General features: G+C 61.8%; 14 protein-coding genes. 7 read left to right on the top strand and 7 right to left on the bottom strand.

From position 1 onward, the window contains the following. The first annotated feature begins 1 nt into the window (after position 1). The gene (gene dmeF / locus ACZK08_RS02030) at positions 2-976 is read left to right on the top strand and encodes a CDF family Co(II)/Ni(II) efflux transporter DmeF (RefSeq protein ID WP_065182548.1); all 975 of its coding nucleotides are present in this window, start codon (positions 2-4) and stop codon (positions 974-976) included. Between the two features lie 24 nt (positions 977-1,000). Here the strand turns inward: dmeF and ACZK08_RS02025 are convergent, their stop codons facing one another. Next, the gene (locus ACZK08_RS02025; RefSeq protein ID WP_065175406.1) at positions 1,001-1,285 is read right to left on the bottom strand and encodes a hypothetical protein; all 285 of its coding nucleotides are present in this window, start codon (positions 1,283-1,285) and stop codon (positions 1,001-1,003) included. Positions 1,286-1,370: 85 nt separating this feature from the next. Between ACZK08_RS02025 and ACZK08_RS02020 the strand changes: the two genes are divergently transcribed. The 3 genes from ACZK08_RS02020 to ACZK08_RS02010 all read left to right on the top strand — a co-directional run bounded on the left by ACZK08_RS02020 (position 1,371) and on the right by ACZK08_RS02010 (position 3,566). Beyond that, complete coding sequence (locus tag ACZK08_RS02020; RefSeq protein ID WP_053518813.1) at positions 1,371-1,787, top strand: hypothetical protein; 417 nt, start codon at positions 1,371-1,373, stop codon at positions 1,785-1,787. A 127-nt stretch (positions 1,788-1,914) separates the two neighbouring features. Next, positions 1,915-2,589 carry a hypothetical protein gene (locus tag ACZK08_RS02015; protein WP_155761054.1) on the top strand — a complete coding sequence of 225 codons (675 nt, stop codon included), beginning with the start codon at positions 1,915-1,917 and terminating at the stop codon, positions 2,587-2,589. Positions 2,590-2,723: 134 nt separating this feature from the next. Next, a complete protein-coding gene (locus ACZK08_RS02010) occupies positions 2,724-3,566 on the top strand; it encodes a class I SAM-dependent methyltransferase (protein WP_065182578.1) in 843 nt (280 codons plus the stop codon). Between the two features lie 3 nt (positions 3,567-3,569). Here the strand turns inward: ACZK08_RS02010 and ACZK08_RS02005 are convergent, their stop codons facing one another. Together ACZK08_RS02005 and ACZK08_RS02000 are read right to left on the bottom strand one after the other, a co-directional pair. Then, positions 3,570-4,538: a polysaccharide deacetylase family protein gene (locus ACZK08_RS02005; RefSeq protein ID WP_065182549.1), complete on the bottom strand. Its 969-nt coding sequence runs from the start codon at positions 4,536-4,538 to the stop codon at positions 3,570-3,572. A 54-nt stretch (positions 4,539-4,592) separates the two neighbouring features. Beyond that, the gene (locus ACZK08_RS02000; protein WP_053518811.1) at positions 4,593-5,237 is read right to left on the bottom strand and encodes a hypothetical protein; all 645 of its coding nucleotides are present in this window, start codon (positions 5,235-5,237) and stop codon (positions 4,593-4,595) included. A gap of 91 nt (positions 5,238-5,328) precedes the next feature. Here ACZK08_RS02000 and ACZK08_RS01995 point away from each other — a divergent pair, with 91 nt between their 5' ends. Then, positions 5,329-6,072, top strand: a complete 744-nt coding sequence (locus ACZK08_RS01995; protein ID WP_081284427.1) for a hypothetical protein — start codon at positions 5,329-5,331, stop codon at positions 6,070-6,072. Here the strand turns inward: ACZK08_RS01995 and ACZK08_RS01990 are convergent. Together ACZK08_RS01990 and ACZK08_RS01985 are read right to left on the bottom strand one after the other, a co-directional pair. Further along, entirely contained in the window at positions 6,069-6,239 is a 171-nt protein-coding gene (locus tag ACZK08_RS01990; protein ID WP_196768759.1) for a hypothetical protein, read from the bottom strand. The genes ACZK08_RS01995 and ACZK08_RS01990 overlap by 4 nt on opposite strands. A 20-nt stretch (positions 6,240-6,259) precedes the next feature. Next, positions 6,260-7,072, bottom strand: a complete 813-nt coding sequence (locus tag ACZK08_RS01985; RefSeq protein WP_065182550.1) for an alpha/beta fold hydrolase — start codon at positions 7,070-7,072, stop codon at positions 6,260-6,262. 219 nt (positions 7,073-7,291) lie between these two features. On the opposite strand from ACZK08_RS01985, the gene ACZK08_RS01980 reads away from it, so the two are divergent. Then, positions 7,292-7,768 (top strand): nuclear transport factor 2 family protein, encoded by a 477-nt coding sequence (locus tag ACZK08_RS01980; protein ID WP_478452414.1) that lies wholly within the window; start codon positions 7,292-7,294, stop codon positions 7,766-7,768. A 113-nt stretch (positions 7,769-7,881) separates the two neighbouring features. Here ACZK08_RS01980 and ACZK08_RS01975 read toward each other — a convergent pair whose 3' ends face one another. Continuing rightward, positions 7,882-9,021, bottom strand: a complete 1,140-nt coding sequence (locus ACZK08_RS01975; RefSeq protein WP_065182552.1) for a YncE family protein — start codon at positions 9,019-9,021, stop codon at positions 7,882-7,884. Between the two features lie 689 nt (positions 9,022-9,710). On the opposite strand from ACZK08_RS01975, the gene ACZK08_RS01970 reads away from it, so the two are divergent. Next, complete coding sequence (locus ACZK08_RS01970; protein WP_065182553.1) at positions 9,711-10,079, top strand: hypothetical protein; 369 nt, start codon at positions 9,711-9,713, stop codon at positions 10,077-10,079. Between the two features lie 569 nt (positions 10,080-10,648). On the opposite strand, the gene ACZK08_RS01965 is transcribed toward ACZK08_RS01970, so the two are convergent. Beyond that, positions 10,649-13,936 carry a DEAD/DEAH box helicase gene (locus ACZK08_RS01965; protein WP_081284428.1) on the bottom strand — a complete coding sequence of 1,096 codons (3,288 nt, stop codon included), beginning with the start codon at positions 13,934-13,936 and terminating at the stop codon, positions 10,649-10,651. Positions 13,937-13,958 lie beyond the last annotated feature (22 nt).

Here is a 13,958-nt window from a genome sequence, read left to right as displayed (position 1 = left end):
CATGCATCTGGACACACTCGCCGCTGCCCGTCGCCACGACCATCGCTTCGACGATGGCAATCCCCTTGCCGAACGCAATACCCGCCGCGCCCTGTGGCTGACCGTCGGCATGATGCTGGTGGAGATCATCGGCGGCTGGTGGTTCAACTCCATGGCCGTGCTGGCCGACGGCTGGCACATGAGCTCGCACGCACTGGCACTGGGCCTTTCGGTGTTCGCCTACCGCTGTGCACGGCGCTACGCGCACGACCCGCGGTTCGCCTTCGGCACCTGGAAGATCGAGATCCTGGCGGGCTATACCAGCGCCATTGCCCTGCTGGGTGTCGCCGCGCTGATGGCCGCGCAGTCCGTGCAGCGGCTGTGGGTTCCCGCGCCGATCCATTACGACGAAGCCATCGCCATCGCCGTGGTCGGCCTGGGCGTGAATCTGCTCTGTGCGTGGTGGCTGCACGACAGCCCCGGCCACGCGCATCATGCGCATGGGCACGACCACGCGCATCATCACGGGCATCACCACGATCACGTTCATGCCCCTTCGCATGGCCACGATCTCAATCTGCGCTCGGCCTACCTGCACGTGCTGGCCGACGCGGCCACCTCGGTGCTGGCCATCGTCGCACTGCTCGGCGGCAAACTGCTGGGCCTCACCTGGCTGGACCCCGTGATGGGTCTGGTCGGCGCCGTGCTGGTCACGGTGTGGGCGGTCGGCCTGCTGCGTGACAGTGGCCGCATCCTGCTCGACGCGCAGATGGACGCGCCGGTGGTGGCCGAGGTCCGCGAGGTGATCGAGCAGGGCCCATGGCCGGCACGCCTGGCCGACCTGCACGTCTGGCAGGTGGGCCGGGGCAAGTACGCGGTCAGCGCCAGCGTGGTCACCAGCGACGCCCGCCTTGATGCCGATACCGTGCGCCAGGCGCTGGCGATCCACGAGGAGCTGGTGCACGTGACGGTCGAGATCCATCACAGCCCGTCCTGACAGCGCCGAGCCCTCGCCCCGGCTTCAGAGCTTCAGCATCATCCGCAGCAGGTACATCAGCAACGGCAGCGCACTCAGCACCGCGCCCACGATACCGATCCAGGGCCAACGCTCGCCCCGCACCCGCGACGCCACCGCCAGCCCGCATCCCACCAGTGCCGAGCCCAGCACGCCCACCCCCAGGCCCGCGGCGATGCCATTGCCTCCCGCGGCCACCGCCGCCTGTGCCGCAAGCGTGCCTGCAGCCCACCCCACGACCAGGCCCAATCCACTGGCCACACCGCACCACGGTGCCTTGCCCTGTGCCATTGCACGCGTCCTCTTGCCGAATTTCTGTACGGGCCACGCCCGCCTGCTGCCTACACTAGCCGCACCTGCCTCGTCGGGACATCCCATGCGCGCGCTTCGCCTGCTGCTGCCCGGTGCCCTGCTGCTGTTCACCGCCTGTGGTGGCGATGCACGGCTGCCGTTCTCCTCCGATGCCCTGCAAGGCTGCTTCGCCACCAGCCCGCGCAGGACCGCCGATTTCCGCATCGAGCGCGAAGGCAGCCAGTACTTCGTTTCCTTCAACCGCGATGGCCAATGGCAGCGCGACCCGAACGGGCTGCACAAGGCCACCTCCAGCGAGATCAGCCGCTACTTCCGCGACGATGCGGCACAGATCGACAGCGCCTTGATCCGCATGGCCGGCGGCTTCGGCCTCTTCCACTTCAACAGGGGCGCCACGCTGAAGGGCAAGGCCAGTGACAGCGACTACATGGCACTGATGCTGATCGGTGCCGGGCCGGTGTATGCGGTGAAGTGCGATTGATCGAAGTGCAGGGATTCAAGCGGATGAGGAAAGTTTCAAATTCGATCAGGCACAACTTCGGTCACAATCGAGATGCCGGATATTGTTGAGCCTACTGTCTCCGCCACCATGAAACGGAGACTCACACATGAGCAGACGCACGCTGATCCTATGTTTAGCGACGGCCATGGCTGTACCTGCGTTCGCAGAAACACCCTTGAGTGTCGACAGAACCGAGTTGGACTCCAAGGGCGAGATCATCATCGTTCGTCGTACAACGTGGCCAGACTTCGACGGAGCACACATCCAGGTTGATCAGCATCTCAAGCCAGATGGATTTGGACGCCTGATCTATCGATACAGTGACCAGTCGGAAGCCACCAAGCTCTATCATCAGGCCTTCTGCGCCTCCATGGATATGGAACCGTCTCAGGGGGAAGGGACGATTGAAGGGCCGGCGGCGGGCTGGGTATGCACTCGTGAGAACGCCCCCGGTAGTTCAGCCTCAAAATTGAACTGGAAGAGTATCGACTGGGTTACAGCAACTGCTCCGAATGGACGTGTGCCTGTGGGCATCTCCTACTACTCAACGGGCCAGATGAACGCAGAAAGTTCTGTCGCCGGCGCCCGAACGGCCACACTTGGTGTTGACAATGGCAGATGCCACCTTAGCGATACACGTCATTTCTCATCCCCCTTCTCTCTCAGCGAGGGAATTGGCGTCATCTGCACCGTAAACGAGTCGCGATTCGTGAGCACCTCGCTGGATGTATGCATACCAAAGCAGTGCGCATCCAATCGCGGAACTCAGTTTGCCCAATAGGCCGTTTCTTCCTGGCGACCTTCATCCTTTCAATGAAGGTCGTCGCAGCAATGCACAGGGGTCCGACACCGCTCTTTCTATCCTTCATGGCAGCTGCGGTACCATGCCCTCCCCCGAACCGCCCGATGCCTGCCGTGCCCCACTACACCGGCCCTCTGCTGACCCGCGACAGCGCCGATGCCCTGCGTCGTGCCCATGACAAGGGCGCGCCCGAGTGGCAAGGCTCGCTTGACCTGGGGCGCAGCCAGGACAGCGTGGGGCTGGACGCGGAAGGCTTCCATTTCCGCGGCCAGCACTACCCGTGGCCGGGCAAGCTGAAGGACCGCACGCTGTACTACTGGGAGGGCGAAGACTTCGCCCCCATCTCACGCTACAGCGGTTCACTGATCAAACTGGTGCCTACCGAGTGGGGTGCGCCGACCTTCGAGATCGACGGCATCAAGATGCTGCCCACCTCGAAGCTGTCGCCGTTCGAGGACGCGCGCCGCAAGGTCGAGCTGGTTGCACCAGCGGGCAAGGCGCTGCTTGATACCTGTGGTGGGCTCGGCTACTTCGCCGCCTGCGCACTGGAGGCCGGCGTCGGCCAGATCCGCTCGTTCGAGAAGAACGCCGACGTGATGTGGCTGCGCACCCTCAACCCGTGGTCGCCCGATCCCGACTCGGCCGCTGCCGGCGGTCGCCTGCACTTCAGCCAGGGCGACGTCTCGCAGCAGATCGAGCAGATCGCCAGCAACAGCGTCGATGCGATCCTGCATGATCCGCCGCGCTTCGGCATCGCAGGCGAACTGTATTCGCAGGTGTTCTACGACCATCTCGCCCGCGTCCTGCGCAAGGGCGGCCGCCTGTTCCACTACACCGGCGCGCCCAACAAGCTCACCAGCGGCCGCGATGTGCCGCGCGAAGTGGCCAAGCGCCTGGAAAAGGCCGGGTTCAAGGCCGAGCTCGCGCTGGACGGCGTGCTGGCGGTCAAGCGCTGAGCGCTACTCCGAATCCACCTTCGCCAGCGTCATCACCCACGCCGGCACCACCGGTTCGCCGGCATAGAAGTCCTTCGGCTTGTTCTCGGCCATCGCCCAGCGATGCAGCCAGCTGGGGCCGTAGCGGCCGTTGTAGCCTTCCGCGCCGCGCGCATAGGCGGGGTCACGCATGGCTTCTTCCAGCGTGATGAAGCGGTAGCCGCGCCGCCGGGTGGCCGCCACCAGTTCGGCGAAGGTGGCCGCGTTCAGTTCATTGGCATGCATCAGCCAGACCTGCGGCAAGGCATAGCCCAGCAGCGCCTGCGACTGCCGCTCGTAGTAGTCCAGCTTGTTGAGCATGTACGGCACATAGCCCTTGCGCAGCTGCGCCAGCGTAGCCTCGCGGGCTGCGGACGGCGGCTGTTCATTCATCACGTTGGCGTAGGCGAAGGCCCAGACCCATTCGCCGTTGTCCACCGTCACCGGCGCCACGCGGTACCTGTGGTCGCGGAAGAATCCGTCCATTGCCGCGCGGTCCTCGGCGGTCCGGCCCGCACGCAGATACGGATGGCGCATCCACTGTGGCCGCTGGCCGCGCTCGGCCAGCAGTGGCCGCAGCACCTGTTCGCCACGCAGGAAATCCTGCTGGAAGGCGGCTACGCCCTGCGCATTGAGGTCCATGTGCGAATAGGTGTGGTTGCCCAGCCCATAACCCGCGTCGAGCCAATCGCGCAGCATCTGCACCCGCGCCGGCTGCACCTGGCCATCAACCTCCAGCTTGTTCTCGTTGACGAAGCCCACCACCGGCACATCGGCCTGGCGGAGCTGCGCCATCAACGCCGCATGGCGCGTCTGCAGATCCGCAGGCAGGATGGTGTCCACGCGCGCCCACGGCAGATCATCAATGGTCACCGCGATGCGCCGGTCCACCTCCGCGGCGTGCACCGCCAGCGACAACAGCAGCAACGGCAGGGCACACAGCCACGTACGCATGGACCATCCTTGTGTCGGCAGGAACGCCGACTGTAGCCCAGCGCGCGAGCGCCGTCAGCGCCCCTCTTCCGCAGCCGCGGCCCGCCACAGCGCAACACCGCCTACCATCGCGGCCGTCAGCAGCGCCACCAGCACCAGGGCCAGGTCATCCGGATTGCGCTGCAGCGGCGCGTGCGCGCGGGTGAAAATATGGAAGACCACTTCCTGGGCCTGCTCCAGTGGCATGCGTCCCTGCTGGGTCAGATCGACCAGACACGCCGTCGGAGACAGCCTGACCACGCTGTTCCATGCGTCTTCGTACAGATGCAGGGTCCACGCCGCCAGCGCCATGGCGCTGGCATGCAGAGCCATCAGCCCAAGCGCGGTGGTGCGCAGGGGCCGCCGTACCCGGTGCCACCAATGCACGCAGATGGCCATCGCACCCAGCAGTGCGAGCACCATGCCCGCTACCGGCAACCACCGCAGTGGCTGCCAATCATCCAGCGCGCCGGCACGCGCCATCAACACTTCGGCCATCCGCAGTCGCGCCGCGGGGTCCGGGCCACCGCAGGCAGCCGTCACCGGCTCCAGCAACAGATCTACACGGTGATGGAAATAGCCTGCGGCCAGGCCAAGGCCCAGCACGGCGACCACCTGCAGCAGAAGCAACATCAGTCCCGGGGCGCGCGTGCGGCCCTGAGGGAACGGAGTGGATGTCATCGTTACACTCGTGTGGGCGGTCTGTCATCGTAACCAAGCCGATCACGGCTGTCGGCTGGCGGATGCGACAACACGTGTGCTCGGCGGTACGATGTCCACCGAGGAAGAACCGCTGCATGGAGTGCGCTGGATGCTGACGCTGTACCTGCTGGTGCATTACGGCACCGGCCTGTTGATGATCGCAGGGGCGGCCTACGCCGTGTCGCGTGTCATCCAGACCCAGCGCGCAAAGCTGCCACCGGTGACGTCGCCCCTCCTGCCTGCGGCCACACCACCGCGCCGTCGCGAACGCAAGGCACTACGGCGCCTGCAACGTCGTCATCCGCAGTGGAGCTACCCCGTTGCCGCACCGGTTCCCCGCCGCTGGTACTTCGTCGGCTGCATACCGATCTTCGCCACGGCAGCGGTATGGGCCGTCGCCATGCCGGACGGCGCACGCTTCCAGGTCATGGTTGAAAGCACCGTCGGCTACCCGGCGAGCATCGCCCAGGTGCGCCTGCCCGCATCCCGGCACGCCGCGCTGTTGCAGGCGTGGCAGCCTGTCATCGCACAGGGCGCACGCACGGTCGAGATGGACTACACCATCGGCCGCCCACCGCTGGCAATCCAGTCGCGCGACGTTCTGCCGGTACAGGTACGGCAGCAGGGTGACCTGCTGCAGGTCGCGTTCGCACAGCCGATGCAGACACAGCGGCTGCAGGCCGCACTGACCGCGCGGGGCGCTCTGGCCGCCGGTGCGGTGCAGGTCCACCCACGCACGTTCGCGCCTTGGCGCGAACGCGGTTGGACGCCCCTGCTCGCCCCTGCACCAGCGGGCCGCCCAACGCCGCGCTAACCGCGCGGCAGCTTGGCCGCCCACATGTTGTCGACCAGGTTCGGATAGGGTCGCCCGTTCTCCTCCGCGCGCCGCCGCGCCGCCTCCTTCTGTGCAGGCGACAACGGCTGCGACTTCTGGCCCTTCGGGTTGGGCTTCTTCCACGGTGGCGTGCGGGTCTGGCGCATGCGACGAGTGTAGAGGCCGGTTACTGCTTGAGGAAGTTCAGCAGCGCCAGATTGAAGTCGTCGGTGTGGCTGGTGTTGCAGCCATGCGGCGCGTTATGCAGCACCACCAGCTCGCTGCCGCGTATGGCGCGCTGGGTGCGCTTGCCCGAGCCCTCCAGTGGCACGGTGGCATCACTGTCGCCGTGCAGCACCAGGGTGGGAACGCTCACCTTCTGCAGGTCGCGACGGAAGTCGGTAGTGGCAAACGCCTTCATGCAACCCAGCGCCGCCGCCTGGTCGGACTGGTGGCACAGCGCGATCGCCGCCTGGCGCTCGGCCTCGGTAACCATCAGCTTGCCGTTGGCGCTGAAGAAATCGCGGGTGAAGCCATCGAAGAAGGCTTCGCGGTCCTGTTCCAGGCCGGTGCGCATCTCGTCCGCCTTGTCCTGGGTCAGCGGGCCCTCCGGGTTATCGTCGGTGCGCAGCAGGTAAGGGGGCACCGCAGCCGCGAACACCACACTGTGCAGGCGCGCCTCGCCGTGATTGGCGATGTAGCGCGCCACCTCGCCGCCACCCATCGAGAAACCGACCAGCGTGACCTCCTTCAGATCGCGTTGCTCGATGATGTCGGCCAGATCGGCCGCCAGCGTGTCGTAGTCATAGCCGTCGGCTGGCTTCTCGGAGCGACCGAAGCCACGCCGGTCATAGCTGATCACGCGGTAGCCCGCATCCCGCAGGATCGGCACCTGATCCTTCCACGCCTCGGCCGAGAGCGGCCAGCCATGGATGAGGATGACCGGGCGGCCCTCGCCGCCGGTGTCTTCGATGTGCAGCCGGATGGGGGAAGCAGGCATGGGAACTCCTGGTGAAAGGATGGCACCAGCCTAGGCAGCGCCGCCTGTGGCGACCGTGAGGGAATCCGCCCGCGCCATGACATGCCCTACACGCCTGGCGCCCGGCACCCGCACCCGGAATCCGGGCGTTCGTACCTGGCAGACGGGGCTTCGTCGCACCCGTGCGCTGACCGCCCCCGCAGCGTGCCACTGTGCGCCCGACATCCACGGAGACGCGCCATGCTGTTCGCCCTGCCCCTGCTCGCCGCCGGCCTTGCCGCCAGCCCTGCCCCGTCCGATACCCTGCGCGAGCAGATCCGCCAGGCCGATACCCAGCTGTTCGCGTTGGCGTTCGAGGCCTGCGATGCCGATCGGGCCGCGGCGATGACCACCGAGGACATGGAGTTCTTCCACGACAAGGACGGCAAGTCGGCCAGCAGCCGCGAGGACTTCCGGCGCAGCGTGGCCCGCATGTGCGACAACGCGCGCGAGGGCGGCTGGCGCCTGCGCCGCGAACTGGTGGACCGTTCGCTGCAGGTGTTTCCGCTGCACGACGAGCGTGCCTTGGAGATGGGCGACCATCGCTTCTACGAACGCGGCAAGGACGGTGTGGAGCGTTGGGTGGGGCAGGCGCGCTTCGTGCAGGTGTGGCGACGCGTGGACGGCACCTGGCAGGTGGAGCGGGTGATCAGCTATGACCACCGCGGGGTGGATTGAGGTTCGGGGTGGCAGGCGGCGGAGGGTCCACGCCGCCACTCTGGCGCCCACCTGGCGAAATCCCATGCCTGTAACAGGTGGCCGCGCCTTCCCAGCGCGGCCACCTCCAGCCGTTACAACTGGATGCGCGCCACGCTCTCGTTCGCGTCCTTGGCATCCTTCTCGCCGTTCTTGATGCTCACGTACAGCACGTTGTTCTTGGCATCCAGCGCCAGGCTGTTCGGGTGGGTCGGCACCGGGTAGGTGGCCACCTTCTGGTAGCTGTCACTGTCGTACGCGGTCACCGTGCCGCCATCGCGGTTGGTCACGTACAGGCGCTTGCGCGGTGCGTCCAACAGGATGCCCAGCGGGCCGGCGTCGGTCGGGATGCTGGCCAGTTCCTTGCCGGTGGTGCGGTCGAGCACCAGCACGCGCTGGCCCGGGTGCTTGCTGGCGAAGCCCGCGCTGCTCTTGGTCATGTAGCTGCGGATCATCTCCGAGCCCTGGTCGGTCACGAACAGGCGCTTGCCGTCCGGGTGCAGTGCGATGTTCATCGGCTGCTCGGCGCTGATCTTGTGCTGGGCCACCACCTTGTTGGCGTCGGTGCCGACCACTACCAGGTCGGCCAGCAGGTTGCTGGTATACACGCGCTTGTTGGCGGCATCCAACGCCAGGCCCGGCGCCTTGGCGTTGCCGAGGCCCGGAATGGTGTTGATCACCTTCAGGATGGTGGTATCAACCACGAACAGCACGCTGCCTTCGCTGGAATGGCCGGTCACGTACAGACGGTTGGCCGGGCTGTCGACCACCAGTTCGCGCAGGTCGTGGGTGTAGGCGGCCTTGCCGTCCTTGCCGACCTTCTTCTCCATCAGCTGCACGATGCCGATGGCCTTGTTCTGGGCGGTATCGACCACGGTTACCGAGGTATCAACGGTGTTGCCGACGTACAGGCGGTTGTGGGCGTCATCCAGCACCACGCCGAACGCCTTGCGCTCCAGCGGGATGCGGGTTTCCACGGCCAGCGTGGCCGGGTTCAGGCGCAGCACCTGCGACGGGCCGGCGTCATCGCCGAAACCACCGGATGAGGCCACGAACACGGCGTTCTGGGTGGGGCTGTACGCCAGTTCGTACAGGCCCTTGGCGACGGCCTGGCGCTGCACGGCAGCGGGGGTGCTGGCGGCGGGCGCGTTATCGGCGAAGGCCGCCGGGGCGCCGACGCTGAGCGAAATGGCAAGGGCCAGGGCGGCCGAGCGGAAAGCGGAATGACGGAACATGCGAGCATCCTTGAAAGGGCACGGAAGGGTGTCCTGGCTCGCTGGGCCGTACGGCGACGGCCCGCCCCGGGTGTGTCTGCGCGGGGTGGGCTGGCTGGGTTGCGGGGGAATGGTAGCAGGCTGGGGAGAGGCGTGGCGCCGAGGACGACGGCCCGAAGTGTCGTTTTTGGCTCGCCTTTTTGGCTGCGGGGCGGTGACGAGGGCCCGATTCCGGTGTGGACGGAGGATTTCGGAAGGCCCTGCGCGATCGGCAGGCGGTTGCGTTCTTTGCGGGCGCACAAGCTGATTACGATCTTTCCTGTCGTAGAAAGCTTCCTTGAAGTTCGATTGCGGAGATTGTCGTCGCATACGGCACGCTGGCCATCTGCGACAATAGTCCTGCTCTGTGGAACTGCGTGTTTTCTCCGCAAATTCCAATTGGATTTCAGGGCGCAGGCGTGAGCAGATTGGCGCGCCACCGGAAAGGGGTGGCGCGGGACTCGAAAACCCGTCTGATACCCAGTGCTTTGCGCTTGTCAGTCGGCGTCACCTCTCGGTGGCGCCGGCTGACAATCCGTTCGCGTTCCATGGCGGGCGGTGCGTGGGGGCCTTCGAGCCCGCCGGCTTGGGTAATCACCGGTTTTCGAGCCACGCATCGTCCCGCCACCTCCATCGGTGGCGACTCTGTTTGTCCTGTACGGAGCATTGCCATGAACGAATCGGATTTCCGTTCCCTGCACGCGCAGTACGATCCGGCCAATACCGAACCCGAGCGCGACGCATCCCCCGATCCCAACGGATTTGTCTCCACCCTGCGTCGCATAGGAAAGGGTGCGGCCGCGGATGGCCAGCCGTGGCCCGAGCGGCATCAGTTGCCTGGGCGTTGTCTTCAACTGGCGGATGCGGATTGCGCGCTAGCGGGATTGCGCGTGGTGGCAGAGCTGATGCTGGCTGCGGAGCGCACGCGGCAGAATGGTGCGCCCGAGGAGTACGTGGGGGATCGGGTGATGGAGGGGTTGAAGATGGCGTGTGTAGCGTTGACTGCGCAGGCTACTGAGCGATTGCAGGTTCGGGAGTAGCGAGCCTTCCGGGTTGCCTCATGAAAGGGTCCGACTCTCCCCAACCGCGCTTGCCGTGCTGTTGCTTACCGTAGTGATCGCGCGGCTCACCTTATCGCTGGCCGATGTTGAGATTCTTGCTTCCGAGAGAATCTCTAGTAATGACTACTCAAGCCTACAAGAAGGGGCCTTTCGAACGACCTAGGCTGAATCGGCAGGTGGAACTTCGCTAGGTTTTAAAGAGAATGAGCGCGGATTCTTTGAACTATTCATCGAAGGAAAACCCTACGTGCTAATCGAAAACTCACTCCATCTGCTAGTTATCGTATTCAATGACCGGAAGCATGATATAGACATTAGTTCCCTACTGGATGAGCGCTGGCATGAGCAACTGATGGAACTGGGCGTGCGGGCTAGTTTCAGCTTAGCCCGCCGCCGCGACCTTTGAACTGTCGACCCACCGCTCAGACAGGTCTAGCAAACGGCACTCAAGATCAAACGGAAGGACAGACCGAAGCAGCATGTAAGCGGAGGCCAGCTAGTTTGGCCACTAGCCAGCCCAAGCCCAGAAGCTTTGTCGACTCCCGTTCCTACGCGCTTGCAACCACCCCCAGCCGCCTCCCGGTAAACTCAAGGACAAAGTTTTCAGCGGAACCCAGAATAGAAGAAAGATCTGGAGTGAGCGCTCCGGCAGAGAGCCCGGGCTGCACAATGAATATCTGCAGGGACATTCTGTAGGTCGACACCCTAGTCTTTAGCGACTTCATCCCGCCAATATCTCCAACTTCAAAGCGAGTGGGGCGACCTCCACGCTGTGACTCACGCCTTATAATGTGAGCCACCAGGTCTTCCGCCCTATTCAGAATTCGGCAACTCTTGATTGCCTGGCCGCAGACTTCGTAGAGATCAGCGACTCTCGCACCGGCACTAGATCCATGTGCGTACTTGCAGTGGTAGAGGGACACTCTAAGTTCTTTACCAACCCGATCATCTTCTATGGCAATTACGTCTGCAACCTCTCCGCTATCATCGTCGTCAATTATGTAGTCATAACTGCCCGACTTCAGCATAGTCACCATAAACTCCTGAATAGAATTACTTCTAAATAGTCCACCTTTCCACATCGACTCGAGCCTCAGGTTAACGCCCGTCCAGTCTGGCGTACTTATCGATGCTGCGCTGAATGAATAGACTGGAGAGGAGAGATACTTAAAGTGATGCCCACCTACTATCTCAGAGCCATCCACAAGTATCAGAGCCGGAGGGTTGTCCGAAAGATAGGACTGCAGAGAAACCTCATGCCCTTCATCCATTACGAAAACGTCAGGCCCCGCTATCCTTGATACTTTATATCCACCACCCCACGTCATTTTCATCAGGATAGTTCCCTGCCCGTCAGCACGAACTTCAAAGTCGATTGAATCAGCGTCTCTTGAAACAACCTGGAAATCCAGATTTGATTGCGTCACACTTAATGTTGACCCGGAATATCGCAGGCGCTTCTCCCCGTGATAGCTTCCGGGAAGGAGCTCATCCGGCGGAATACAGCTAAACACGCGAGTTGGAGGTGGAGATACTATTTCCGTCGGAATAAGCGTAAAAGCAAGGAAGCTGTTCGTAGGAATTGTGCTATCAAGAATCTTTCTTGAAATCTTCCTTGCCCACGCCAACCATTGAGGCAGAGACGCAGATGCCATCGACCACACTTTCCCTCTGAACGAAACGCCGATGCTCTCTTTGACACCATCAACATATCCGGCTGCGAATAGGTTTGATTTGGAGCTCCCGGCCTGTATCGCTTGTGATACGTGTTGGCCGACGTCTATTCCTACTAGCATTTGAAATCTAACCTGCCCTCTTTTGCGTAGCCCGACGTTATGAAGCACAGCACGCTTCATATCGCTAAATGCCCTAAACATATGCTCGCCGGCAATGGGCGAGGCTGTTTTCCGACTCACCGTCTCGACTAAACGCTTGGTCTTCCCGCGCCCAAGAGTGCTATTAACCATGAGCAAACTCTTGTCAGAGTCGTAGGACACTATGAAAAGATTCCACTCAAACCCCCGAGCATCCTTTGTTTTTGACCAATCTGGCGAAGTGTAGTCTCGAGTAATTGCGACAAGCGTTCCATTCTCTTGATCCATCCATATCTGATGGAGCATCGAATCCTTGCTGCTCCACTGAGTCAGCGCCCCAGGCTCAAAATTTTCAACCCGATAGAACTGAGATGAGAGGCCAGGAGATATTAAAGAGATGTCGAATACCTTGTCATCCGGAGAAACCAACTGCCTCATCCTTTGAGCTAGCTCTTTAACTTCAGCGTCAGAATCAATGGCACTTGCACTGAGTTCTGGAACTATTTCGTTCCAGTCGGCGTCCTCGGAGAATAGCTCTGCCACAGCAGTATCGGCCATAGGCTCCGCCGTGTTAATGATGACTGTAGCTGAACCAACGGCATTAGAGGCGCGCGTAAATCTACCCACGAACTGTAGCGTCACGGGGAGGCTTTTATGCAACTCGTGCATTGCCGCTATCTTTAGAGCCGAGAAATCAAATCCCTCCCCTAACATATCGACACATATCACCACTCGACTTACGAGTGACTTCATGCTCTCGATAGCGACTTCCTTCTTCCTCCGAGCCATCCCCGAATGAAGAAGAACCGGGGAATACTCAGGGGCTAAGCGTTGATAGACGTCAAGCAAACTATTCGCATGATCTATAGATCGAGACCTCGCCAAGATCACATGATCGAAACCTTCAACCGCGTCTTGTCGAAGCACCTGCACTGCTGCTCGCGCTATAGCCTCATCAGCAATCTTCGCATCAGATTGATCAACCTTCACCACGTTTATTTTAGTAAAGTACCCATAGCGCTGAGCCAATCTCAATGGAAATTGATACACCAATTCACCAGGAATTCGCTTTCCATCGTTCCTGAACGGAGTTGCCGTTAACGAAAGTATTTTCGTAGAACTAGGAATTCTTTGCCTTATCCGTTCCCAAGAGGCAGCCGGAAGGTGGTGCGCCTCATCGAATGTAACAAGGTCAAATACTTCAAGCAGTTTCTCAATGATTGAGTTTTCCGTTGAAAGGAGCATTTGCGTCGTTGTCACAACTACGTTCGCATTCAGAAGCGCAGAAATATCTTGCTCCGATTTTGGCGATTTTGATAGCAGTCCAACAACTGGGGTAAGGCACTGATCATCGATTACCCCAATTTCCTCAAGCACGCCCAACTTTACGAACTTCTCGACCGTTTGGGCGCGCAATGAGTCACTAGGAACAACGACAAGTGTACGTTCTGCCGATAGAAGTAGTGACGCAGCAATCAAAACTTCCGTCTTTCCTGTCCCTGTGGGGAGTACAACTAGTGCGTGCCCATCTTTTACGCTCCAGTGCGAAGCCAGCGCGTGTAGTGCACCAGCTTGTGCCTTCCGTAAGCCCTTTCTTTGAACGATTCCATCGATGCCAACTATCTCCTCGAGTATGGCAGGATACGTCGACCAGGACTTCTGAACTTGAGACCGTAGCGCGCCCGACTTCGCTTCATTTTGCCTAGGGTGCAACTTCCAGGAAGCGTTCTCGCCAAGGGAGATCGAGGCACCGTTCATTTCCGCCGATGGTGCGTGAATCTCTGCAGTCGCACCGGCCGGAGAGTATCGTTTACCGAGGGCTAAAGTAACCTCCACTTCGTGCAGGCGTAGTTTAGCCTGGGTTAGAACGCCCGCCCGCTGAGATTCGACTGTCAGCGTCGCCGGGCCCAGCCTCCTCTTTTCGACTATAGCGTTTAACTCTACGACTCCTACTCGATCTGATATTCGATACTCTGGAATACAGGCTGTAACGTTATAGATTCCATCCTCAACTCTGATCATTACTATCCCCTGTAGTGAACTA

The organism is Stenotrophomonas sp. 112478_Sma (assembly GCF_056479905.1).
The sequence above is the reverse complement of the archived record's forward strand: the minus strand, read 5'-3'. Positions and strand labels throughout refer to the sequence as shown.

Coding starts and splice junctions, on each gene's coding strand:
- ACZK08_RS02005 (WP_065182549.1), bottom strand. CDS start 4,538: ATGCGTACGTGGCTGTGTGCCCTGCCGTTGCTGCTGTTGTCGCTGGCG.
- ACZK08_RS01965 (WP_081284428.1), bottom strand. CDS start 13,936: ATGATCAGAGTTGAGGATGGAATCTATAACGTTACAGCCTGTATTCCA.
- ACZK08_RS01970 (WP_065182553.1), top strand. CDS start 9,711: ATGAACGAATCGGATTTCCGTTCCCTGCACGCGCAGTACGATCCGGCC.
- ACZK08_RS02020 (WP_053518813.1), top strand. CDS start 1,371: ATGCGCGCGCTTCGCCTGCTGCTGCCCGGTGCCCTGCTGCTGTTCACC.
- ACZK08_RS01985 (WP_065182550.1), bottom strand. CDS start 7,072: ATGCCTGCTTCCCCCATCCGGCTGCACATCGAAGACACCGGCGGCGAG.
- ACZK08_RS01990 (WP_196768759.1), bottom strand. CDS start 6,239: ATGCGCCAGACCCGCACGCCACCGTGGAAGAAGCCCAACCCGAAGGGC.
- dmeF (WP_065182548.1), top strand. CDS start 2: ATGCATCTGGACACACTCGCCGCTGCCCGTCGCCACGACCATCGCTTC.
- ACZK08_RS01980 (WP_478452414.1), top strand. CDS start 7,292: ATGCTGTTCGCCCTGCCCCTGCTCGCCGCCGGCCTTGCCGCCAGCCCT.
- ACZK08_RS02025 (WP_065175406.1), bottom strand. CDS start 1,285: ATGGCACAGGGCAAGGCACCGTGGTGCGGTGTGGCCAGTGGATTGGGC.
- ACZK08_RS01975 (WP_065182552.1), bottom strand. CDS start 9,021: ATGTTCCGTCATTCCGCTTTCCGCTCGGCCGCCCTGGCCCTTGCCATT.
- ACZK08_RS01995 (WP_081284427.1), top strand. CDS start 5,329: ATGTCCACCGAGGAAGAACCGCTGCATGGAGTGCGCTGGATGCTGACG.
- ACZK08_RS02015 (WP_155761054.1), top strand. CDS start 1,915: ATGAGCAGACGCACGCTGATCCTATGTTTAGCGACGGCCATGGCTGTA.
- ACZK08_RS02000 (WP_053518811.1), bottom strand. CDS start 5,237: ATGACATCCACTCCGTTCCCTCAGGGCCGCACGCGCGCCCCGGGACTG.